This window comes from Leptolyngbya sp. CALU 1928, from assembly GCF_056784215.1.
This window is the reverse complement of the sequence record NZ_JBXBCE010000001.1, coordinates 2,046,232-2,068,618: the sequence shown is the minus strand read 5'-3', so window position 1 is coordinate 2,068,618 and position 22,387 is coordinate 2,046,232. Positions and strand designations below refer to the sequence as shown.

22 protein-coding genes are annotated in these 22,387 nt (G+C 48.4%); 10 read left to right on the top strand and 12 right to left on the bottom strand.

Going from position 1 to position 22,387, the window contains the following annotated elements:
- Positions 1-197 precede the first annotated feature (197 nt).
- Positions 198-1,355 (bottom strand): hypothetical protein, encoded by a 1,158-nt coding sequence (locus AC1S5B_RS09610; protein WP_482035453.1) that lies wholly within the window; start codon positions 1,353-1,355, stop codon positions 198-200.
- Between the two features lie 218 nt (positions 1,356-1,573).
- Here AC1S5B_RS09610 and AC1S5B_RS09605 point away from each other — a divergent pair, with 218 nt between their 5' ends.
- Positions 1,574-1,804, top strand: coding sequence for a type II toxin-antitoxin system Phd/YefM family antitoxin (locus AC1S5B_RS09605; RefSeq protein WP_482035452.1), 231 nt, complete (start codon positions 1,574-1,576; stop codon positions 1,802-1,804).
- A complete protein-coding gene (locus tag AC1S5B_RS09600; protein ID WP_482035451.1) occupies positions 1,801-2,187 on the top strand; it encodes a type II toxin-antitoxin system VapC family toxin in 387 nt (128 codons plus the stop codon). The genes AC1S5B_RS09605 and AC1S5B_RS09600 overlap by 4 nt, the downstream gene beginning before the upstream one ends.
- Before the next feature lie 6 nt (positions 2,188-2,193).
- Here AC1S5B_RS09600 and codA read toward each other — a convergent pair whose 3' ends face one another.
- From codA to AC1S5B_RS09585, 3 genes are read right to left on the bottom strand one after another with little or no spacing between them, the layout of a single operon-like run.
- On the bottom strand, positions 2,194-3,450 hold the full coding sequence (gene codA, locus AC1S5B_RS09595) for a cytosine deaminase (protein WP_482035450.1): 1,257 nt from the start codon (positions 3,448-3,450) through the stop codon (positions 2,194-2,196).
- Positions 3,451-3,452: 2 nt separating this feature from the next.
- On the bottom strand, positions 3,453-4,043 hold the full coding sequence (locus AC1S5B_RS09590; RefSeq protein WP_482035449.1) for a CpcT/CpeT family chromophore lyase: 591 nt from the start codon (positions 4,041-4,043) through the stop codon (positions 3,453-3,455).
- Positions 4,044-4,071: 28 nt separating this feature from the next.
- Complete coding sequence (locus AC1S5B_RS09585) at positions 4,072-5,151, bottom strand: universal stress protein (RefSeq protein ID WP_482035448.1); 1,080 nt, start codon at positions 5,149-5,151, stop codon at positions 4,072-4,074.
- 209 nt (positions 5,152-5,360) lie between these two features.
- On the opposite strand from AC1S5B_RS09585, the gene AC1S5B_RS09580 reads away from it, so the two are divergent.
- The 3 genes from AC1S5B_RS09580 to AC1S5B_RS09570 all read left to right on the top strand — a co-directional run bounded on the left by AC1S5B_RS09580 (position 5,361) and on the right by AC1S5B_RS09570 (position 9,876).
- Positions 5,361-6,548 (top strand): glycosyltransferase family 4 protein, encoded by a 1,188-nt coding sequence (locus tag AC1S5B_RS09580; protein ID WP_482035447.1) that lies wholly within the window; start codon positions 5,361-5,363, stop codon positions 6,546-6,548.
- Positions 6,549-6,708: 160 nt separating this feature from the next.
- The gene (locus AC1S5B_RS09575) at positions 6,709-7,116 is read left to right on the top strand and encodes a hypothetical protein (protein ID WP_482035446.1); all 408 of its coding nucleotides are present in this window, start codon (positions 6,709-6,711) and stop codon (positions 7,114-7,116) included.
- 210 nt (positions 7,117-7,326) lie between these two features.
- Positions 7,327-9,876 carry a cyclic nucleotide-binding domain-containing protein gene (locus AC1S5B_RS09570; protein ID WP_482035445.1) on the top strand — a complete coding sequence of 850 codons (2,550 nt, stop codon included), beginning with the start codon at positions 7,327-7,329 and terminating at the stop codon, positions 9,874-9,876.
- A 112-nt stretch (positions 9,877-9,988) separates the two neighbouring features.
- On the opposite strand, the gene AC1S5B_RS09565 is transcribed toward AC1S5B_RS09570, so the two are convergent.
- On the bottom strand, positions 9,989-10,438 hold the full coding sequence (locus AC1S5B_RS09565; protein WP_482035444.1) for a peroxiredoxin: 450 nt from the start codon (positions 10,436-10,438) through the stop codon (positions 9,989-9,991).
- A 257-nt stretch (positions 10,439-10,695) separates the two neighbouring features.
- Between AC1S5B_RS09565 and AC1S5B_RS09560 the strand changes: the two genes are divergently transcribed.
- Positions 10,696-11,367: a glutathione S-transferase family protein gene (locus AC1S5B_RS09560; RefSeq protein ID WP_482035443.1), complete on the top strand. Its 672-nt coding sequence runs from the start codon at positions 10,696-10,698 to the stop codon at positions 11,365-11,367.
- 335 nt (positions 11,368-11,702) lie between these two features.
- Here AC1S5B_RS09560 and recN read toward each other — a convergent pair whose 3' ends face one another.
- The 3 genes from recN to coaE all read right to left on the bottom strand — a co-directional run bounded on the left by recN (position 11,703) and on the right by coaE (position 15,236).
- Positions 11,703-13,637, bottom strand: coding sequence for a DNA repair protein RecN (gene recN / locus AC1S5B_RS09555; RefSeq protein WP_482035442.1), 1,935 nt, complete (start codon positions 13,635-13,637; stop codon positions 11,703-11,705).
- Positions 13,638-13,816: 179 nt separating this feature from the next.
- The gene (locus AC1S5B_RS09550; protein WP_482035441.1) at positions 13,817-14,500 is read right to left on the bottom strand and encodes a DUF1345 domain-containing protein; all 684 of its coding nucleotides are present in this window, start codon (positions 14,498-14,500) and stop codon (positions 13,817-13,819) included.
- A gap of 79 nt (positions 14,501-14,579) precedes the next feature.
- Positions 14,580-15,236, bottom strand: coding sequence for a dephospho-CoA kinase (gene coaE / locus AC1S5B_RS09545; protein WP_482035440.1), 657 nt, complete (start codon positions 15,234-15,236; stop codon positions 14,580-14,582).
- A 182-nt stretch (positions 15,237-15,418) separates the two neighbouring features.
- Between coaE and ndhM the strand changes: the two genes are divergently transcribed.
- The gene (gene ndhM / locus AC1S5B_RS09540) at positions 15,419-15,760 is read left to right on the top strand and encodes an NAD(P)H-quinone oxidoreductase subunit M (protein ID WP_482035439.1); all 342 of its coding nucleotides are present in this window, start codon (positions 15,419-15,421) and stop codon (positions 15,758-15,760) included.
- 265 nt (positions 15,761-16,025) lie between these two features.
- Entirely contained in the window at positions 16,026-17,144 is a 1,119-nt protein-coding gene (proB, locus tag AC1S5B_RS09535; RefSeq protein WP_482035438.1) for a glutamate 5-kinase, read from the top strand.
- A 78-nt stretch (positions 17,145-17,222) separates the two neighbouring features.
- Here the strand turns inward: proB and AC1S5B_RS09530 are convergent, their stop codons facing one another.
- Positions 17,223-18,002, bottom strand: a complete 780-nt coding sequence (locus AC1S5B_RS09530; protein WP_482035437.1) for a response regulator transcription factor — start codon at positions 18,000-18,002, stop codon at positions 17,223-17,225.
- A gap of 279 nt (positions 18,003-18,281) precedes the next feature.
- On the opposite strand from AC1S5B_RS09530, the gene AC1S5B_RS09525 reads away from it, so the two are divergent.
- Positions 18,282-18,530, top strand: coding sequence for a DUF6761 family protein (locus AC1S5B_RS09525; protein ID WP_482035436.1), 249 nt, complete (start codon positions 18,282-18,284; stop codon positions 18,528-18,530).
- Between the two features lie 94 nt (positions 18,531-18,624).
- On the opposite strand, the gene grxD is transcribed toward AC1S5B_RS09525, so the two are convergent.
- The 3 genes from grxD to AC1S5B_RS09510 all read right to left on the bottom strand — a co-directional run bounded on the left by grxD (position 18,625) and on the right by AC1S5B_RS09510 (position 20,039).
- Positions 18,625-18,948, bottom strand: a complete 324-nt coding sequence (gene grxD, locus AC1S5B_RS09520) for a Grx4 family monothiol glutaredoxin (protein ID WP_482035435.1) — start codon at positions 18,946-18,948, stop codon at positions 18,625-18,627.
- A 62-nt stretch (positions 18,949-19,010) separates the two neighbouring features.
- Complete coding sequence (locus AC1S5B_RS09515) at positions 19,011-19,265, bottom strand: BolA family protein (RefSeq protein ID WP_482035434.1); 255 nt, start codon at positions 19,263-19,265, stop codon at positions 19,011-19,013.
- A gap of 150 nt (positions 19,266-19,415) precedes the next feature.
- Positions 19,416-20,039, bottom strand: coding sequence for a hypothetical protein (locus AC1S5B_RS09510; RefSeq protein WP_482035433.1), 624 nt, complete (start codon positions 20,037-20,039; stop codon positions 19,416-19,418).
- A 234-nt stretch (positions 20,040-20,273) separates the two neighbouring features.
- Here AC1S5B_RS09510 and AC1S5B_RS09505 point away from each other — a divergent pair, with 234 nt between their 5' ends.
- Positions 20,274-22,379, top strand: a complete 2,106-nt coding sequence (locus AC1S5B_RS09505) for a S8 family serine peptidase (protein WP_482035432.1) — start codon at positions 20,274-20,276, stop codon at positions 22,377-22,379.
- The last annotated feature ends 8 nt before the right edge of the window (positions 22,380-22,387 follow it).

The window sequence follows — 22,387 nt, the reverse complement described above, 5'->3', positions numbered from 1 at the left end:
AATCTAACCTATGAACCCAAACTAGAACCCAAAAAATATCGCCAGATTTCTCGCCGAACCCAGCAACATCAACTTCAAATCCTGCAAGACGACGAACTGGATTGAGTGGTGAGGGAGCAACCTGAGTCCTATTTGCTCGTGTTTAAAGTGAAATAGTGTTCCGCCGATTATTGTTTGGGGTTCTTTTTCTTTTGCTTCTACCGCTTTAAATGGTCAGGGAAAAAATCATTCATATCGTAGAGTCTAAAAGGGTCAGGGTCATTCTTTAAAAGACTCCAGCCACGATTGCTGGCTTTCCCGTCAACATGACAAGTAAACCATGAATTCTCCCACTTCATCGGCAATACTTCGATCCGCTTACCCTTCTCAACATACACAGTCGCATTAGGTGAACTCTTGATCGTGCTACTAGCGATCTCGCTCAGAAATCTTGCAGGTGCAAAAATAGCTTTATATCCAAAGTGCTGACTGAATATGTACCCCAATTCGTAAAGGTCTAGATCTTGTTGTTCCTCTGTCCATCCATCACACAAACACCGATACCGATGATGGAGTAAATCGCGATCAACAGCTAGCACTCCAGAACGGACTAAGCCTTCTACACCATATTTTTCTGTTCCAAGGGAAGACGGTTTCAATCCCACGAGTGCATGAGAATAGTCAACATACCGTGTATCCTCCATATCAAATCCTTTATATGGAGTGGTATCAGCTTCCCAGTCTAAATCCCAGGTACATGAAGTTTCCCCGCCCCCGCCGCCAAATAAGTAGCTTTGATCCTGAAAAAACACTCTAGCCATTTCATCAAGGGATGGAACATAATCACCAACCGCTTTTTGTCCCCATCTCTCCTCAAACTTAGCGCGAATCACATTAAAGCGAATATCGTCGCGATGCTGTTTGAAATCTAATATAAGCAGCGTCAAGCACTCCTCAAAGAATGACCCACTCGTTGCGACATGGATAAATTCAAAATCAGTAAATCCTTTCCCCTTCAAAACAAAGGTATAGACAGGCTTCTGCCCCCGTGAAATGTACTCCATGAACTCATCATCTTCATTGTCAATGTGCGCGAAAATGGCGGCGATGTGGTTGAGGTTCTGAATTAGAAACTGGAAGATTCCGGTTTCTGAGGTTACACTACCTGTTTTCACGATCGTCATGCCATAGGGGGTTTGATAGGTGGCTTGTCGGGGTTTGTCTGACTCTAGAGCCAGTGCATGTTCCACCAAGGCGGATGTGACTACCATCGAATCATTGATGAGTCCGGGACGGTGTTTGCGAATTGTCTCAATTGCCTTGGCAATCTCGTCACTCTGGACAACCTGTAAGCGAGGGCGTGAAAGTGCCATCATAACAACCTCTTTTTTGTATACTCACTTTGAACTATTATACTCAAAATGAGTACAAATTCAAGGGCTGTAAAACTGATCTGCCACTTAGGTTTTATTGGGCGCATCCGTTGTCATTGTTTGTATCCTTGCGATCGCGCGGCGACGGCTGGCATCATAGCGATCGCACTTCTAGATACTTGTAAAATGAAGCAAGCGAGATCGCATAGCAGCACAAGACAATGACACGGATTCCATTAACAGAAGCTCAACTTCGGTTACCTGAACTAATTGCCAGTCTGCAACCTGGTGAAGAAGTGCAGATTTTTTCTGGCGACCGCACCGTCGCCAGACTGATTGCCGAACTTCAACCACTCCGACAGCCTCGACAGCCCGGTAGCGCGATTGGAACCCTCACCATCCTGTCTGAAGACGAAACCCACTTAGAAGACTTTCGCGATTACATTCCATGAAGGTTCTGCTCGATACTCAGGCATTTCTCTGGTTTGTACTCAACGATCGCACCCTTAGCCAAGTCGCCTGTGATTTGATTGTCGATCCCCTCAATGACATTTTGCTCAGCCCTGCTTCCTATTGGGAAATTGCTATCAAGGTTAGTATTGGTAAATATCAAATTCCTGGAAATTTTGAACCATGGATAGAGCGTCAAATCCAGGTTAATCAATTGGAAATATTACCGATTAAAGTTGCTCATGCAGCCGCGATCGTGACTCTGCCATTCCATCATAAAGACCCCTTTGATCGGCTTTTGGTTGCCCAAGCGCTCACAGAAAAGATTCCGATCATTAGCGTAGATGCAGTACTAGACAAGTATGCAGTCAGTCGTTATTGGTAAATACCGTCAGCAAGCTCTGTGCCAGTTAGTATGTGGAAGTTCCGTATGGGCTAGCAGTTTGCCCTGAGAAATGACGTATTGGGCGATCGCGCGGCGACGAATGGCATCATAGCGATCGCAAGCATCCAGCACAATTAGGTTAGCGGGTTTGCCGACTTCAATCCCATAGTGGTCTTGTAAGTTGAGTGTGGTTGCCCCATTCCAGGTGACCATGTTGTAGCAGGCATCGATTTCAGCCTTGCCCGTCATTTGGCAAATATGTAGCCCCACGGAGGCAACTTCCAGCATATTGCCTGTGCCCAAGGGATACCAGGGATCTTGAATACAATCATGCCCAAAGCTAACATTGGTTCCCTGTTGCCAGAGTTCCTTGACGCGGGTGACACCTCGACGCTTGGGATAGGTATCGGCGCGTCCTTGCAGGGTGATATTAATCAAAGGATTGGCGATGAAATTAATTGGGGTGCGGCGCAGACTGCCTAACAGCTTGAAGGCATAGGCGTTGTTGTAAGAGCCAAAGGCAGTGGTGTGGCTGGCGGTGACTCGTGATCCCAATCCGCTGCGAATGGCACAGGCGACGACGACTTCCAAAAATCGAGACTGCTCGTCATCAATTTCATCGCAGTGGATGTCAATTAAGCGATCGTACCGTTCCGCTAGTTCAAAAATGCGATGAACCGATTTGACTCCATCCTCACGGGTGATTTCGTAATGGGGAATTCCTCCCACCGCATCGGCACCCATTTCCATCGCCTGCTCCATCAAGCGTTCATTTTGAGGATTGCCGTAGATGCCATCTTGGGGAAATGCCACAACTTGCAGGGTAATCCAGTCTTTTACGTCCTCTCGTACTTCCAAGAGGGCTTGGAGGGCAGTCAAGCTGGTTTCACTGACATCAGCATGACTGCGAACGAATAGTACGCCTTGAGTTGCCTGTTGCTTCAGGGTCGCGATCGCCCGATTTTTCACATCGTCCAGGGAAAGGGTTTGTTTGCGCTCTCGCCAAATTTCGATGCCTTCAAACAAAGTGCCGCTTTGATTCCATTGAGGTTGCCCCACGGTGAGCGCTGAGTCTAGGTGGACATGGGATTCAACAAACGGCGGACTGACGAGTTGATGTTGAATTTCCAGGACGAGTTTAGCGGTAGTGGGAAGTTGAGGCGCGATCGCCACGATTATGCCGTTTTCAATGGCAATATCCACCTCTGTAATGACTCCATCCGCTTGCAATAAGCGACACTGGCGCAGCAGCAAATCGTACATGACTATCCTTTTACTTCATTCGCAAAACTTGCCCACCGGACGAACTCAAAGGGACCTGCGATCGATCCCCACACATGTTCATCCGTTTCGGGATCACGCCCGCGATCGTGGCTCATGAATTTTTCGCTGTCAATTTCAAACTCGTTATCTAGATAAGTCGTTTTTCCATCCCGCACGACAATGCAGGCTTTGCCGGGTTGAACTTGCCCTTTGAAGCTATGCCCCGTCCATTCCACCCGCATATTACATCCCGGCATCATCTCCAATCGTTCAGCGGGTAGGGTTTGCAGTCGATTTAGGTCACGGGATGCGCCAAAAAAATCCTGCCCATCTCGCAGCGTGTAGTGTTCGATTTCGATGTGATCCGCTTGGGCAATCAGCTTCAAAATGCGGAGTCGATAGGGCTGGTTTAGGGCGTAATCATAGGCTTGTTCTAGAAACAAACTGATTCCAGAGAGTAGCTCTAATGGTAGGGGGCGGATACAAACGCGAATGTGGGCAAAAAAGGGAGGATTTTCAAATGCCTGCGCTTGGTTGCTGAAGTCGGCTGCCATTAAGCTTGCCAGGGTTTTTACATCGGTAGAATGAGTCATGGGGATCAACAAAGAACTAAGAATGCTCTTATTCTAAAGGGAGCGATCGCCGACACAGTAATACTGGACAAGGTGCGTAATGAATCGCGTAATCTTCAGTAACACTCAGGCGAGTATTTCGTAGCGCCGGACGTGGAGGTTCAGATCCCTGGCGAGTATTCCGAAAAGCTTGCAACGGCGATCGCAGCGTTCTCCGCCGGAGATCACACCCCAAAACTAACAGATCCACATTAAGTTCTTGAGCTAAATGACAGATCGTGGGACCGGGATCACCGGATTGCAGTCGAGTCTGCACGTCAATATTTGGCAGAGAAAGGGCGGCTTTTGCCTGCTGGAGAACCTCTTTGCCTTCTTCCTGTTGGGCATCTTGAAGCGATTGGCTCAATTGCCAACTGGGATTAGGCGATACGAAAGGCCCAATCAAGTAATTGGAATTCACTGGGATTTGAACATGAATCAGCGTAATCTGCTGGATGCCGATGGGGATCAGTTGGCGAACTGCCGCGATCGCCTGTTGTGCCGCCACTGACCCATCCACCATCACCATCGCATGACGTAACCCTTCTCTATGATGCAACCCTTCTCTAGGCGATGCAGTCTGACGAGCAATCAGCACACTACAAGGAGCATAACGGGCGATCGCGGCTGCCACACTCCCCAACAGCAGTTCTCGCGTGCTTTCAGCCCCACGATGCCCCACTGCAATCAGACCCGCGTTAACCGTCCGCGCATAGTTCAAAATCTCTGTGGCAGGTTTGCCTTGACGAATCTCTAGCGCCAACGAAAAACTTGCTGAAAAATCAGGACGAATCAACGCAGTGAGGCTTTCTAAGGAAGGAATAAATTCATCTAATTTTGTCGTACTGGGTACGACCGCTGATAAATCCTCAGAACTCCTAGGATGCGTAACTTTTTTTCCTAGCAGACGCTTGGAACGGCTCGAAGATCGGGGTGAAATGGTTAGAGCAGTCAATAGCGATCGCCCATCTCCATCGTCATAGTCTAAAAACACAGGCGCAACCAACCGCATCACTTGCTGTGCCAACCTCGCGCTCGGTGAGCCATCCGTTGCCAATAGCAGCGGTGGAGATAAAACTGGAGAGGTCACTTGGATCATTACCTGTGTTCAAGCTCTGACTCTATAGTAAGGGATAGGGGCAGGTGTCAGGTTCCAGGAAACAGGTTCCAGGTTGCAATACCCAGCACCTGAAACCCGACATCCGACATCTGAAACCTGCTGAATGTGACAAACAATACAGAGAGTGAATCAGAAAGGGAAATTTGAGTAAGATAAGTCCAACGTCCAGATAGGTGGTGATGAAGGTTCTAATACTCGCCTGGGAATTTCCGCCTCGGCTTGTCGGGGGAATTGCTCGACACGTGGCAGAGCTTTACCCAGAGATAGTAAAGCGGGGTCACGAAGTTCATCTGATCACGATTGAGTTTGGTCAGGCTCCCCGATATGAAATTGTGGATGGCATTTATATCCATCGGGTTGCCGTGGCTCCTAGCCATGACTTTTTCCACTGGGTTGCCAACATGAATGAGAGCATGGGGCACCATGGCGGCAAATTGCTGTTGGAAGAAGGTGCATTTGACCTGATTCATGCCCATGATTGGCTAGTTGCAGATGCCGCGATCGCGCTCAAACACACCTTCAAACTGCCCCTCGTTGCAACCATCCATGCCACGGAATATGGACGCTGTAACGGGATTCATTCGGAGCAACAGCGGTATATCAACCGCAAGGAAGCTTATCTTGCCCACGAAGCTTGGCGAGTAATCGTCTGCACCAACTACATGCGGTTGGAGGTAGAACGAGCGCTAGGCGTTCCTTGGGACAAAGTGGATGTGGTTTATAACGGTATTCACTTGGAAAGCAAGCGATATACCCAGGGTTTTGATAGACAAGAATTTCGCCGCTCTTTTGCAGCAGATCACGAAAAGATAGTCTACTATGTGGGGCGGATGACCTATGAAAAGGGAGTTTCCGTCTTACTAAATGCCATTCCTATGGTCAACCGGGTATTGGGCGATCAAGTGAAATTTGTGCTGATTGGCAGTGGCAATGTGGATGACTTTAAACGTCAAGCAGCAGATAGTGGCATTTGGCATCAGTGCTACTTCACCGGATTTATGTCTGACGAAGACTTAAACAAGTTTCGGATGGTGGCAGATTGTGCGGTTTTTCCCAGCTTGTATGAACCCTTTGGCATTGTCGTACTAGAAAATTTTGCGGCTCGGGTCCCTGTGGTCGTGTCGGATACGGGCGGATTTCCAGAAATTGTCCGCCACGGAAAGACGGGGCAGGTCACCTATACCAACGACCCCCAATCCCTAGCGCTAGGGATTTTAGAAGTCTTGCGAAATCCAGAGTATGCGGACTGGCTTACCGACAATGCTTATGAGGATTTGGATCGGCGGTTTGCCTGGGCTAAGTTAGCGCAGCAAACAGATGCAGTATATGGGCGAATTCTTCACGAACGGGCGCAGGTAGATTGGTAAGGCTTTTTTAGCGTGATTTACGTGATTTATCAGATTTGTGGCAAGAGGGTCTAGCCCATAAGCGAAAAACAGTGTAGAAATAAGAGAGCGATTAAGCAAAAACTAGACAATGCGTCTATTTTTCGATTGTAATTAAGATTTTTGCGAGGAGTTGATCCACATGAATATGAGAAATTTGTTAGTACTGGGCACCGCTGGACTGATTGCAAGCGTTGCATTACCTGCGGTTGCAGTTCCTAAGGCAGTGACCCCCGTACTGCCTAGAGAAACGTTTGTTGGCACCCCTTCCCACACTTTGCCTACCCCTCCGGTTCATCCTGCTGCTTTCACCTTGCCCATCGACGTTCAGATTGTTAAGAACGACACCATCACGTCTGATACTCCTATCACTGACGCAAATGGCATTGGTAGCGATATTAAGGTTTGGGGCGCAGAAATTCAAAAAGCTCTGTTTGCTCGTCCTAAGCTTGTCCGTATGGTGGGTAGCGATGCAGTTCCTTTTGTGATCAATGGTGATGCAGGCGCTATCGTGCTTAATGCAAACGGTCGTGCTGTGTATGCTCCTTAAGCCATCGTTTGATTGCTAGCGATCGCTGAGTTGCTAGTTAAAAATTTGAAATCAACCTCTCGCTGTTCTGATTCTTGATGCTCTATTGTCAAGATTAGAAAATAGCGAGAGGTTTTTGTTTGTATCAGCGGTTCAATAGAATGAGCGATCGCAAAACACAGAATCTCTGATTAGGTGTGCTGCAACATTGCTGAATGAAAATATCCCACAGTGGCGAAAGGTCGGCTAATGGAAGGGGAACAAGTTCGTTGGCTACGGGACAATACCTTATTTGAATCTTTAGCAGACGATGTGCTAAACGCGATCGCGGCGGTGATTCAAGTAGAAACCGTGCAGGAAAATCGCCGCCTGATTTTGGAAGATACTCCCCCCACTGACTTTTATATTCTGCGATCGGGGCGATTAGAAAGCTATCGCACCAGTAAAACCGTCGTTGCCAACACCGTCAGTTTGTTACCGGGTTCTGCGTTTCCCTTGAAAGAGTTGCTGTTGGATCAACCTTCCGAGCAAACGGTAATCACCCTATCTGACTGTGTGCTTTGGAAAATTCCACGACAAGATTTTCTGCAACTGGTTCAGCAGTATCCTGAAATTTCTCAAACGTTTTCCCGCCAACTCGCGATCGCCCTTGACCAGGTTTCGACTCAGCTAATCTATGAACGAGAACGCCAAGCTGCGCTGCGCCCTTATTTAGTTCCAAAAGTGAAACGCGGCATTGTTGGCACTAGTCGTTATGCAGTGCGCCATCGCCAGGAAATTCGCAAAGCATCGGGAGATCGTGACTCAGTGCTAGTTTTTGGGGAACCGGGATTAGAAAAAGACAACACGGCGGCACTGATCCACTTTGGGTCGAGCGATCGCCATCAACCGCTGATTAAAGTTAATTGCGATATGCTGCAAGCCAGTGGCGCAGACCTGTTTGGGCGGGTTGGTGGTAAACCTGGACTGTTGGAATGGCTGGGCACGGGTTCCCTCATGCTCAACAACCTGCAAGATTTGAACCTGGAACTGCAAAAAAAACTGGTGACCCTCCTAGAAACGGGCGAATACACTCCCATTGCCCGCGAAGGAGAAGCCCCGCCTGCACCCTTACGTTGTGAAGCCAGAATCTTGATGACTTCAGAGCGAGTATTGCCGACGTTGAAGCGTAAAGGCTTGGTAGGACATGTGATTAAGCTGTCACCGCTGCGAGTGCGTAAAGCGGACATCATTGCTCAGGTGGAGTATTACCTCAGCTTATTGTGTCGAGCGCGGAGCGTTTCTAAGCCCACCCTCACTCCTGAAGCGATTCGCCGACTCCAAGGCTACGACTTTCCGGGCAATTTGGCAGAACTGGAAGCGATGGTGGAACGCGCGGTGATTCAACTGAACGGCAGCAATGAGCTAACGGAGGAGGTGTTTTGGGCAACCAGTCCTAAAAGCAAGCGGTTTCGTCTCAACCTGCTGAATGGTTCGCCGCAGTTACGGCAATTTTTGCGGAGTCCCTGGTTTCCTGATCGCCTCAATTATGGCTTTACCTTCGGCGCGTTTGCGATCGTCGTGGCACTGCTAATGTTCGGTCCTCAAAGCCGCGATCAAAACATTGCCCTGAATATCTTTTGGGCATGGTGGTGGCTGGGCATTTTGGTCGCTTTTCCCTTCGTCGGTCGCCTGTGGTGTTCGGTGTGCCCGTTCATGATTTATGGTGAAGTAGCGCAAAAGCTGTCTCTGTGGCTCTATCCCCGTAAACTCTTGCCTTGGTCACGCCAGGAAGCAGAGCGGTGGGGCGGCTGGTTTATGTTTGGCATGTTCACCCTAATTTTGCTGTGGGAAGAACTGTGGGATCTAGAAAACACTGCGTATCTGTCTGGATGCTTGCTGCTGTTGATTACGGCAGGCGCGGTCACCTTTTCTCTCCTATTTGAGCGGCGGTTTTGGTGTCGCTATTTGTGCCCGATTGGAGGGATGAATGGATTGTTTGCCAAGCTATCTATGACAGAATTACGGGCACAGCAGGGCATTTGTTCTGCCAGTTGCACTACCTATCAATGCTATAAAGGCGGACCAGAGAAAGGCGAAGGGCAAGAAACCAACGGGTGCCCGCTGTATTCTCACCCGGCTCAGCTTGAAGATAATCGGAATTGTGTGCTGTGTATGACCTGCCTCAAAGCCTGCCCCCATCGGTCAGTGGAGCTAAATCTGCGTCCACCCGGCATTGAGCTATGGACAACTCACACGCCCGCTTATGCCGAAGTTTGCCTGCTGTTTCTCCTATTTGGCGCAGTATTTTTACACCGTTTACCAGAAATCGAAACAATCTTGGGGCGATCGCTGCATCTCGATCAGTTCGGCTGGCACACTGGCGCATCGGTGCTGGCGTTGCTGATTCCTGGAGCGATCGCCCTAGCCGCCCATCAATTAATGCGTCTGGCAACTCGCACTGTTAAACCCCGCCCTTTTTTAGAACTTGCCTATGGCTACTTGCCTGTTGTTTTAGGAGCCAATATCGCTCACTACTTGCAGCTAGGGCTATCCGAGGCGGGAAGGGTCGTCCCTGTCGCCTTCGCTACCTTTGGATTGGGCACCGCAAGTCTTCCTATTTTCGTGGCTCATCCAGCCGTGATTGCATTTTTACAAGCGGTGACGTTACTGGCAGCATTTTTGTTGAGTGTGGTACTTACCCAAAAAATTGCCCGTCAATCTTTTTGGAAACTGCTCCCGCAACATTTGGCAACAGGGGCGATCGCGGCGAGTTTATGGCAGATCATCATTGGCTGGTAGCCCGTTTTATCACTCTGACCCGCCCCATTTTTAGACAACAATAAACCCTCAAAACCCAACCCTTGGCTAGACAAGCGGCTTGATGTCTAGCCAAGTTATTTTGTTCTAGATCCTAAGATGCGATCGCGCTCAAAATGTCGGTTGCATGAGTTTCGGTATTCACCGAGGTGTAAACCTGACTAATTTTGCCATCTGCACCAATCACATAAGTAACGCGGGTGGCATAGCGCATCCCGTTCTTTTCGCCCTGCACATCATAGGCTTGAGTCACGGTTCCATCAACATCAGACAGCAGCGGAAACGGCAAGCTGAACTTTTCGGTAAAGGCGTGGTGAGACGCTTCGCCATCCATACTTACACCTAGCACGGCGATGCCTTTACTGAGATATTGCTGGTAATTATCGCGAAAGCTGCAAGCCTCTTTGGTGCAGCCCGGAGTGTCATCTTTCGGATAAAAGTAAATCACAACAGGCTTGCCAGTATAGTCAGATAGAGAAATAGGCTTGCCATTGGTATCGTTGACCGTAAAACTTGGAGCAGTATCGCCAATTGAAAGTGGCATGGAGTGAAATCCTTTCCCGTGTGAGAACGTCGCAGATTGTAACATTGATGGAGGTCTAAAGCGCGATCGCTAAAACTTGAGAACGCGATCGCGAAATAGCGATGAAATTGCTCAAGCAATGCAATCTCCGGCATTTGATAGAGGAATAATTACAGAGTTTTTAGCATCATAGAAAGGCTGCTTCAATGCATTGGGGTTAAAAAAAGTCCAAACATTTTGGCAAGTAACAACAAATCCAGCACTGAGAGATCCCTCTGATGATTACTGTCCACCACTTAAATAATTCCCGCTCTCAACGTGTGCTTTGGCTGCTAGAAGAACTAGGGATGGAATATGACATCAAGCACTACGATCGCGACCCCAAAACAATGCTGGCACCCGCGTCGCTGCGGCAAGTGCATCCCCTCGGCAAATCCCCTGTGATTACCGACGGGGCGCTGACGGTGGCGGAATCTGGAGCCATTATTGAATATTTGGTCGATCGCTATGGGGACGGACGATTTTCACCTGCGCTCGATACCCCAGAGCGTTTGCGATATATCTATTGGCTGCATTATGCCGAAGGTTCCGCCATGCCGCCCCTGTTGTTAAAGCTAGTTTTCGATCGCATCGAGCAAGAACCTCTACCATTTTTTGTTAAACCCGTTGCACGGCTCATTAGCAATCGAACCAAGAGTTCCTTCATCGACCCTCAGATTACGCAGCACCTCAATTATCTAGAAGCAGAACTTGAGAAAAACCTGTGGTTTGTGGGGAATGAGTTCACAGCCGCCGATATCCAGATGAGTTTTCCGATTGAGGTGGCAATGGCGCGATCGGGTTTAGATGCCAGCCGACCCAAATTAATAGACTTCCTCAAACGTATCCATGCTCGTCCAGCATATCAACGGGCGATCGAAAGAGGTGGCGTATATCAGCTTGCGAGTTGAAACTGGATAATTTGTGTGTTAGGGCGATCGCTCACCCAAGCACTCTACATCTAGTAAAGTTGTGCGACAAAACGACACGCTCCAAAATTATCTCTGTAGCATAAAACACAAAACTAAATTCTTTCATCTAAATTTATTCACTTGCATCTTGGGATTTGCAAGTAATTAAGTCTTTTACTGGTTCTCAAGAAGATATCTACGGATTAATAGGTTTAGCAACTGACTCGATAGCACTGTTAGGGATTTCTTTTCTTGGCATATGTTGGTTTAAGCACACTCTAGGAAGAGTACTCAATGAGCATGAATAATGCTTTATGAACCTGAACGGGTAAGGTTTAAACTTCTTGAATTGCTTTTTTGCGGCTGGTTTTGGCTTTGGTTAATTTTTCAGGCGCGATCGCCTTTTTGTCTCCTCTTTCCACCTGAGCCTGTCGAATAACAGCAGCCTGGGTGAGCAAGGATTCTGCAAAAGCGATCACTTCTTGCGCTGATTGACCGCCTGCGAGTTGGGCAAGTTCTTGTTTGCGGTCTTCGTTGGAGAGGGGCATAATCCGCACAACAGTCCGAACGGCATCAGCAGAAGTAGGGGATATGGGCTGAGCAGGCGTGGCGTTGAGTGTCTCTGCTTTGCTTTTGCTGCCTCGTTTAGATTTGCCTGGTTTGGTTGCGCCATTATTAAAGGTCAAATCGTCCGTCGATTCACTGGATTCGATGATTTGTTTGCTGACTCGAAAATGATGATCTGCCATGGCGGCAACAATGGGCTGGTGAGTGACGCAAAGGACTTGGTGATGTTGGCTAAGCTGAAACAGTTTTTCGGCGATCGCTTGGCTGACCCGTCCAGACACGCCCACATCAATTTCATCAAACACCAGCGTTCCCACGGGATCAACTTGGGAGAAACTTGCTTGTAGTGCCAGCAGAAAACGGCTCATTTCGCCACCAGAGGCAGTCTCAGTCAAGCGTTGCAGCGGTTCCCCTGGATTGGGGCTGAATAAATAGGTGATTTGATCGGCTCCTAGGGCAGTTGGCGCGATCGCTACGATGCCGACCTGAAATTGCACCTTTTCCATTGCCAAAGGCTTTAGTTCCCCAATCAGGCGGCTTTCGAGATCTTTGGCGGCAGTTTGGCGGAGGTGGGTTAGCTCGGCACAGCGCGTTTCTAAGGTTTGCTGGGTATCTTGGACTGCTTGCTCTAGGTCTGCTGCCGATTGTCCGCCGCCCGTGAGTTCGAGGAGTTCAGTTTGCAGGCGATCGCGCAAATCAATTGCGTCTGCCAGCGTAGGTCCATACTTGCGGCAGACTTGCTTCAGTTCAGAGGTGCGATCTTGCACATCGCTCAGCCGTTGGGGATCGGCTTCAATGTTTTCACCATAGGCATTAATTTCCCGTGCCGCTTCTTCTACCATGGCAAATGCCCCCGTTACCAGTTCCAAAATCGGCTGCAACTCGGTATCGATTTCCACCATGTCCGTCAGGTTTTTTTCAGCACGACCTAGCAGATCAACGCACGCAGATGTATCAGTGTCACTTTGATAGAGGGTTTGGTAGACCAAATAGCTTTGCTGCTGGAGTTCTACACTATGGCTAAGGCGTTTGGCTTCTTGCTCTAGTTGCTCTAGTTCCTCTGGTTCGGTCAGGTTTGCCGCGTTTAGTTCCCGCAGTTGATAGTCAAATAAGTCTAATTGTTGCAAACGCTCCCGTTCGGCACGACGACGGTTTTCCAATGCCTGCACCGCTTGCTGGTAGAGACGAAAAGCAACGCCCACGCGATCGCGAGTTTTCAGTAAAGCATCCCCGCCGTAGCTGTCGAGCCAATCTCGCTGTAGTCCTGGTTGCCCAAGCTGCACGGTTTGTCCTTGGGCGGTCAGTTCCACTAAGCGATCGCGCAAGTGTTCCATCTGCTGTTTGTTGACCAGCACCCCATTCACCCGCGACTTGCTACGCTGACTGCTCCCACTCGCCACAATTTCTCGGCTACAAACCAGCGTTTCTGCTGCCGCGTCTCCTGATGCCCAATCACTATTTTGCTCCTTTAACCAGTCGCTTAACTCTGGTTCTAACCGAAAGGTAGCTTCCACCAGCGCCCGTTCTGCACCGGTTCGCACGGCGCGACTAGTCACCTTGCCGCCCAACACCGCGTCGATCGCATCCAAAATGATGGATTTGCCCGCGCCCGTTTCACCCGTCAGTACGGTTAACCCCGCGCCCAACTCCCACTCCAAGCGATCCACTAGGGCAAAATTTTCAATTCGCAGAAACAGCAGCATGGATACTTATCAACAAAGAAGGTGAAAGAAAAAACGGCGATCAGGCGTACTGTAAATAAGACTATGCCAAAATCCTATTCCATCCTATCGACCTTGCAACACAAACGGGGAAAAGAAGAAAAATAGAACCAAAGGATCTATGGTATTGAGTGAGGCTGAGTGACTGACCCTTGCTTCCTTTATTTGCCTCCCTGAATTAAGCTGGCAACAATGTTGATGCTCATCGCCAAAACCATTGTGTTGAAAAAGAAGGAGAGAATGCTGTGGAGTAGGGCGAGCTTGCGGAGCGATCGCGAAATAATTTCCACATCCGAAACCTGGCTGGTCATGCCAATCACAAATGAAAAGTAGAGAAAATCCCAATAGTCTGGATCAGCTTCACCCGGAAAGTCTAGTTCTTCTGCTTTTGCCGCTTGCAATGATTGGCTACCATCGCGGTAATAGCCATGGGCATAGTGCAGCGCAAAGATAGTATGTACCAGCATCCAAGCGCTGAGAATAGTGATCAACGAGAGTGCTAGATACAGTGCAAACAGGATGGATGAGGTTTGTTTGCCTTCTTGCAGTAGGAGAGCGATCGCGAGAACACTGACGCACGCGGCGGTCGTCAGGACAATGGAGATCACCCAACGGCTGACATCTTGCTGTTGAGCAACTTTTCGCATTCTGTCAGGAGTCGATCGTAGCATCACCCACCATGTGAGTGCCAGCAAGCAAATCATCCCAGCAGTCCACGCCGTAAGCAAGCGAATGGGTAGAGATAGCCACTCTGGAAGCAAAACCACCGCGATCGCGGTGGTCAGCACTGCCAAAAGCAATCGAAGTTTTGTATTGTGAAATGTCGTCAGTTTTGAGCGCACCATCAGCGTTTGATTTCAGATTAGTGATTTTAGAGGCTGTCGTTCAAGTTGCGAGAATCAATTTTTTTGACGCAGCGAGCGTTTATCTCCGCCCGCTTGCATTAGCCCGTTGAGCAATATGGCGATCAACTTGGCGATATAAGGCTTCTGGAGTCGAGGAGTTGTCCAGCACCACGGTTGCCTGAATCTTTTTCTTTGTAATTTCCATCTGGCTGTTAATTCGGGCTTGGGCTTGTTCTAGAGTGAGGCGATCGCGGTTGATCAACCGTTCAATTTGCTGCGCTTCTGAGCAAGTAACGACCCAGGTTTCAGTCACCAAATCGGTCATGCGTGCTTCAAACAATAGCGGCACCACCATCACCACAATTGGATATTGCTGCGGATCATTTAAGGGGGGATCGCTAATCGCTTTCACAAAGCGATCGCGCACATAGGGGTGAATGCATTGCTCGACCCAGAGCCGTTCCGCCGGACTGCTAAAAATAATCTCTCCGAGTCGCTGACGGTTTAAGCTGCGATCGGGCAAAAGCACACCAGAACCATATCGATCCACAATGCCTTGCAGCACCAAACTATCTGGCAAGACGGCTTCCCTCGCATAAATATCAGCATCTAAAATGGGCAGCTTATATTGAGTGGCTAAATACTCGGAAACCAGGGTTTTTCCCATTGCAATTCCTCCAGTCAATCCAATGATGCGTAGTGAGGAACTGGTTTGGTCAGCGAGATTGGTTGTCATAAGTCGAAAGCAGTGCAGATATCTAGCGAAATTGATACAGGTCTACTGAGACTATCCTGCATAACAATTGGGCATTCTTTATCGTTCCTAAAGAAATCTATCATGTTGCCATGGTGCTAAATATGACGGAATTACTTCTACAATAAAAGCGTAATCTTGAACTGTTCAGTCTGAGCCTGCCCATGCTGTTAAAGTCTACAACCCGCCATATTCATATCTTCACTGCCACCGTTGAGAATAATGAACTGGTTCCTAGCGAAAACGTATTGACGCTGGATGTTGATCCAGATAACGAGTTTAACTGGAGTGAAGATACGTTGCAGCAGGTGTACCGTAAGTTTGATGAAGGCGTAGAAGCTTATAGTGGCGCTGATCTCACAGACTATAATATCCGTCGCATTGGCTCAGATTTGGAACACTTTGTGCGATCGCTCCTGCAAAAGGGCGAAATTTCTTACAACTTGGAATCTCGCGTGATGAACTACAGCATGGGCTTGCCGCAGGTCGTCGCCAGTGAAGAATAGCTTTCTTTGAAAGATTTCCTACAAATCATAGAAGTGAGAAAACAAGCCGTACAAGATTGGGAACGGATTGAGAAGGCATCCCAACGACTCTTCAACCATCACCAAAAAAAGTCAGATAAGACTATACAAAATGGTCGGGGGCACAACTCTAGGATTCGGGGATATCAGCCAAGCGTTGACTGTTATCTCTGTTTGAGTCCTAAATCCCACGCGCTTTAGCCGTGGCAGTGGTTCAAGTAAGCTTCTCGTCTTTTTGGGCTGCTTCATGTCTCAAACTATTGTGGTTAAAATTGGCACTTCCAGCTTGACTCAGCCAGAAACGGGCAGTTTGGCATTGTCAACTATTGCAACCTTGGTTGAAACTCTGAGTCGGCTGCGCCATCAAGGACATCGCGTTGTTTTGGTATCTTCAGGAGCGGTTGGGGTCGGCTGTGCCCGGTTAGGGTTAACAGAACGTCCCCGGAGTATTACCCTAAAACAGGCAGTCGCAGCCGTTGGACAAGGTCGTTTAATCCGTGTATACGATGATTTATTCAGCGTATTGCAACAGCCGATCGCCCAAGTATTGCTGACTCGTGGTGATTTGGTGCAGCGCAGCAGCTATATCAATGTGGAGCAAACCTTTCAAGAACTATTGCAGCTAGGCGTAATTCCGATCGTGAATGAAAACGACACGGTAGCAGTCGATGAGCTTAAATTTGGGGATAATGATACGTTGTCGGCACTCGTAGCGAGTTTAGTGAAGGCAGATTGGCTATTTTTATTGACTGATGTGGATCGCTTGTATTCTGCTGATCCCCGCAGTAATCCTGATGCGATACCCATTTCGGTGGTGCATCGACTGGATGATCTTAAGGATTTACAGGTGCAGATTGGCGATCGCGGCTCCAATTGGGGCACCGGCGGCATGATGACCAAAATTTCAGCAGCCCACATTGCTACAGGGGCAGGCGTGCGAACGGTGATCACGGATGGGCGGGCAACTCAAAATATTGAAAAGATCTTGCAAGGTGAAGCGCTTGGCACCCAGTTTGAACCCCAACCCCGCCCTGCCAATGCTCGTAAACGCTGGATTGCCCATGGATTAGTGCCTATGGGCAAGCTTTTTTTAGATGAAGGCGCAGTGCAGGCAATTCGTTATGCGGGCAGGTCATTGCTTGCCGCCGGAATTATTTGCGTGGAAGGTGAGTTTGAAAGCCAAGATGCGATCGCTTTGTGCGATCGTTCCGGTGAAGAATTTGCCCGTGGAATCGTGAACTATAGAAGTACAGAACTGAAAAAAATTCAAGGGCACCAATCTGATGAAATTCAGCAGATTTTAGGATACTCCTGCCCAGAAACCATCGTTCATCGAGATAACCTGGCACTAATGCATGAAGCATAGAATAGGGTCGCAACAATGGGTTCTTTAAGGAGCGCAATGCTTCCAAAGAGTCCTGTTTTGAAAAGCTTCTCTAGCGTTTTATAAATCGCCCACCGCCATTCGTTGGGCAGAAGACTGCACCAATGACTTACGCCGAGTGCTGGAGTAATCATTGGCAGAAGTCGGCATACTGGGAGTTAAACTTTCCAAATTTAGGCGATAGCCAACATTCCGAACCGTCTGAATTAAGCTAGGCTGGCGTGGATCAGTTTCCACCTTTTTTCGCAGTGACAGTACATGGGTGTCAACTGTGCGCGGATTGTCAATGGCATCGGGCCAAGCTCGACGGAGTAATTCTGAGCGGCTCAGCGGCAGACCTTCCGCCTGGGCTAACACATATAAAAGGCTAAACTCTTGAGGAGTCAGATCGATTAACTCGTCTCTAAATCGAACGCGACGATGAACTAGATCAATTTTCAAGTCGCCACAGTCTAAGGAAATAGGCGGTGGCATTGCCACTCGACGACGGGTTAGAGCCTCCACTCGTGCCAAGAACTCTTGCATTCCAAAGGGTTTAGTCAAATAATCATCTGCACCTGCCCGTAGTCCTTCCACAATATCGGCTTCAGTATTGCGGGCAGATAACATCAAAATTAAGGACTGTTGCTGCCTTAACCACCGACAAAACTCAACCCCGTTTCCATCCGGCAACTCAGAATCTAAAATCACCAATCCCGGCTGACGATGCTGGAACACGTCCATTCCTTGGCGAATATCAGCAGATTGGTAAACTGTTGAACCAGTCTGCTGCAAATGCCACCCCAGCAGCGATCGCAAGTGGGGATTTCCTTCAACAATCTGGATACAAAAAGCTACCACTCAGGCTTGACTTCCTTCCGATTTGTGTTTTCAATGTAACAGAGACCACCGCTCATATTTGTAATCACCGTTACTCAAGAAGATCAGCCTTTCTATTGGCTGTGACATTTAAAATCTTTCTAACGGCTGACTAAAAAGCTACTAGAATCCGCTTCATTAAAGTTAAGATAGGTTCATTAGACTAGACTTGGCAATCACATTTCGTGCATCAGCCTAATCTTGTTTAGTGGAAAGACAGCAATCCACTGTTCTTAGCAAAGGCGCTTTTCACACCCTACTATGCTGCAAGATACTCTAACAATTCGTTACTACCAACGGTTAACCGACGATCTGGTTGACTTATGGAGTCGAGGCTATCGATTTGATGATCTGCGAATGTATATTGATGGTTACCTTGCTGCACTAAGGCAAGCTAATAGTCTTGAAGCCTATCTAATTCATCGTTTGGAAGAAGAAGTTACTCGCTATCTCTACGATGTCTCTAACTTTGAAAAACCAGAGCCGGAAGTTGAGCGTGGTTACTACTAAATAGAGCAAAAATCCCCTCTGTTGAACGAAACAAAGGGGATTTTTAGATCTGTATGGACTGTAAATGGCGATCGCCATCTTTCAAGCGCGATCGCTACGATGCCATAGCAACTTCTACTATCTGCTGCAATTCACCCTTCTGGTAAAGCTCAATCAATATATCTGAGCCACCCACAAACTCCCCATTTACATACACTTGAGGAATGGTAGGCCAGCTAGAAAATGCTTTAATCCCATCACGAATTTCAGGATCTGCTAAAACATCTACTGTTTCAAACGGAACGCCTAGAACGTTGAGAATTTGAACAACATTATTGGAAAAACCACACTGGGGCATCAATTTATTCCCCTTCATAAAAACCATCACCTTGTTGTCTTGGATCAAGCTTTCAATCCGTGCTTTAGTCTCTGGAGTCATAAGTTTACTTAAGTAATGGGCTATGAACTAATTGAACGCTGAATACTGAAGGCTCTACTAAGCTAAACAGCTTGCTTAGAAGATTCCCAGGCTTGAGGGGTGTAGGTTTTAACCGCCATTGCATGAATCGCTCCAGTTAACATTTCAGTTTGAATCGCATGGTAGACAAGCTGATGCTGTTGAACTAATCGCTTTCCCTCAAAAACTGGAGAGACTACAATCACTTCGTAGTGTTCGCCATCGTTTGTCAAAACCTGAACCTGAGCATCGGGTATCTCAATCTTAATCATGGCTTCAACCTGATCGGGGCTAACCATTGACCCTCCTTATCTTGTTGAGTAACTCAACTTAGTTTAACGATTTGAAACTGATCTATGGGTTTGCTTAGAGTTCCACTTGACATCTTTCACAACTGAACGCTACGAAGCAAAAAATACGAATTGAAAGCAACTTGGTGTTTGACCGAGTTATTTGGCAGAAGTGGGAGACGGGACAGCGCTATCGGCACTGGGTCGAGGGAAGGGAGAATCTACAAAGCCAAGCTCAAAAAGCTGCTGATAAGCTTTTTTACCTAAATCGCGCGTAGGTTGTTGGCTCCGAATGATTTGCACTAGCAGAGGAACCGCTAATTCAGACTGGTTTTGAGCGCGATGCACTAAGGCTAGTTGATAGGTTGAGTTATCCCGCATTTCAGCGGTTTCTAAGGCTTTGCGGCGATGCCCATCCGCAATCCGATTGTCAATTCCAGAAAAACTTCCGGCAAGTTCTTGATAGAAATTGGAGAGTTGGTTGAAAACTTGACGGGCTTCCTGAAATTTTTTCAATGCTAGAGGATAATTTTGGGAAGAAACGGCACTGTTTGCTTCTTGCATCAACTTTGTGCCGCCTTGCAAACTGAGAATCCCAGTTTCTTGGCTAGTAGGGCTAACAACGTTGGGAGCATTTGGATCAATAGGTTTTGCCTGGTTTGGACCCGTTGGCAATTCCTGCGCCGATAACGTTTCGGGCTTAAAGGCGCTGGAAGCGACCAGAATCGACAAGGATGCCAAACTAGTAACGTAAAGAAAACGACGCATTCCAGAGAATTTCATGAGGCAACGTTGCTAAAGGAAACGGGAGTTACTTGAACTTCTGTATAGTACCACTGCAACTTGTCATGCGTCGAAGTACCTATCTTGATACTTTATATCCCGGTGAATTTCAAGCGCGAGGTCTTTTGAGAAAAACTTGGAGTAGTCTGGAGATGCGATCGCGCTTTTTCTGCCAATCACGCTCACAAAATTCAGTCCATTTGCACTGTGTAGCCACTGTTTTGAGGTGCTTCTATGACCAACCAAACTCCCTTGCAACCTGACTCTTCTAGCCAATCAATGTCAGAGGCAAGTATGGGTCAGGTGCTTCAGCGGGGCGGCGAAGAATTACTGATTGAAAAGGTGAGCGATCGCTTTACGGTGAAAGCGGCGGATCAGGCAGCCATGGTGGATTTGGTCAAACCCATGCCTGCTGAATTAAGTACACAACAGGCTCCTCAGCAACTCACAGAAATTGTGGTGGAGCCAGGTCAGCGCGATCAGGTGATGCAGCAGGTGCGCGAGTCGAATCAGGTAGACTACGCCAGTCATGTCTATCAATTTAAAGATGACCCCACATCGCGGGTTTACATGACGGATCAAATAACGGTGCAGTTTGCGCCCGAAGTTAGTCCAGAGGCGATCGCCCAAATTGCGGCTGATAGTGGATTGCAGCAAGTAAAACCTGTTGTGGGGATTCCCAATACGTTTGTTTTTCAAGTCACCACTGCTGCCCAGGAAAACCCTGTGAAGGTTACCAATCGCCTCATGCAGCGATCGGAGGTTTTAGTTGCTGAACCCAATATTGTGGTCAAGTCCCAGTCTCTCTATCGTCCAAAAGATCCGATCTACTCTAAACAGTGGCACTTAAATCATAGTGGCGGCGCTGATTTGGCACCCAATTCTCATATCTTTGTAGAACAAGCTTGGGATGTGACGAGAGGAGTGCGATCGGTGGTGGTTGCCATCATGGATGATTCGGTTGATTTGAACCATCCCGATTTTCAAGGCGTGGGGAAAATCGTTGCCCCACGAGATTTTAAGGACAATGATTTTTTGCCCATGCCCGGTGAACCCGACGACAATCATGGTACGGCTTGTGCAGGTGTTTCGGTTGCTGAAGAAAACGGGAAAGGGGCGGTAGGTGTTGCTCCGGGCTGTGCCTTGATGCCCCTCCGCACCAGTGGCTTTTTGGATGATGAATCCGTCGAAGCGTTATTTGATTGGGCAATGATTAAAGGGGCTTCGGTCATTTCTTGCAGTTGGGGACCTTCGGCAGTGTATTTTCCGTTATCCCTGCGGCAGCGGAATGCCCTATCTCGTGCGGCGAGTGAAGGGCGAAATGGCAAGGGTTGTGTAATTGTGTTTGCCGCCGGCAATGCCAACCGCCCCGTCAATGGCGCGGTGAATGAGCAGGGATGGCCCAACAACGCCTTAAAGGGATCAACCAACTGGCTAACCGGATTTGCGATTCATCCCGATGTGATTGCAGTGGCGGCTTCCACCAGTTTGAACCGCAAGGCTGCCTATAGCAACTGGGGACGAGAGATTTCGGTCTGCGCCCCTAGCAACAATGCACCACCGGGGTTTGGGTTGCAGGGAGTCGGATATGTGTATACGCCGCCTGCTGTGCGGGAAGATCTATTGGGATTGGGTGTAGTCACCACCGATCGCGTAGGGCAACCGGGCTATGACCCCACTGATTTCACCTCCGACTTTGGCGGCACCTCTAGCGCTTGTCCGGTAGTGGCAGGGGTGGCGGCGCTTGTGCTATCTGCCAATCCAGATCTGACGGCGCTGGAAGTTAGGCAAGTGTTGCAGCAAACCGCCGATAAAATCGTTGACCCAAATCCAGATCCACAGTTTGGGTTGCGGAAAGGCACCTATGAAGTAGGGGGGCGCTGTGATTGGTTCGGTTACGGCAAGGTGAATGCATTTAAGGCGACGCAGGCAGCCCTCCAGCGAAGAGTTCCGGCGATCGCCCCTTCTCGTCAAATTCAGCTAGCCAATTCCGCCAGTTTGGCAATCCCCGATAACAATCCTCAAGGCATCACCAGTTCCATTCAAGTCACAGAAACTGGCTCCGTTCGCACCATTCAAATTAATTTAGAACTGGAACATAGCTTTTTAGGGGATCTAGAAATCAGCTTAATCGCCCCTTCTAAACAATCCGTGCTGTTGCAAGCTCGAACATTAGGGCGCAGAACCTCTTGGCAAGCAACCTATTCTCCCCAATCCACTCCAGCCCTAGCGAGATTTGTGGGTCAATCGGCACAAGGCAACTGGCAGCTTAAAGTGGTGGATGCGGCTTTAGGCGATATTGGCACTCTCAAAAACTGGCAATTAACGCTGGGATTATAATTTTGTAG